The sequence below is a fragment of the Alcanivorax sp. HI0044 genome (assembly GCF_001634945.1).
Window position 1 is genome coordinate 1 of sequence record NZ_LWEZ01001368.1, and the last position, 709, is coordinate 709.

A 709-nucleotide genomic window follows, 5' to 3' on the forward strand; every position below is an offset into this window, starting at 1 on the left:
TCGGGTTGCTGTGGGGCTGGCAGGGTGTGGTGTTCTTCCTGGGCCAGAGCTTCTTTGCCGCACTGGCACTGGAAATCATCAACTATATTGAGCACTACGGTCTGCACCGTCGTGTGAACGAGAAAGGGCGTTTCGAGCGGGTGACCCCGGCGCACAGCTGGAACTCCAACTACCTGCTGACCAACCTGGCTCTGTTCCAGCTGCAGCGTCACAGTGATCACCACGCCTACGCCAAGCGTCGTTATCAGGTGCTGCGTCACTACGAGGAAAGTCCCCAGCTACCGGCAGGCTACGCCACCATGTATGTGCTGGCCCTGATCCCGCCGCTGTGGAAAAAAGTGATGAACCCGCGGGTGGAAGCCTACTACGAAGGCGAACTGGACCAGCTGTTCCGTGACAGCAAGCGAGTGAACAATATCGCGTAAAAGCAGTTAACAGTTAATAATTAAAAGTTAACAGCTAGAACAAGAAAGCCCCGGCATTGCCGGGGCTTTTTTATGGTCGCTAGCACGCTTTCAACGAAGTCGCTGTAGGAGCACCGTTCAGGGTGCGAACCGTGCGAAGCACGAGGCGGTAAGGCATGACAGGTTCTCCCCTCCTCGCGCTACTCCTTTACTTCACTGTTTCCAGAACATCGGCGTGAACAGTACCAGCAAGGTAAAGATTTCCAGGCGGCCTGCGACCATCAGGATAGTCATCATCCACTTGG

At 55.3% G+C, this 709-nt stretch carries 1 protein-coding gene; it reads left to right on the forward strand.

The genetic code is table 11. The features are described 5' to 3' along the window. Positions 1-425 (forward strand): fatty acid desaturase (locus A3730_RS20235; RefSeq protein WP_197477546.1); only part of this gene is annotated, 425 nt, incomplete at its 5' end. Between the last annotated feature and the right edge of the window lie 284 nt (positions 426-709).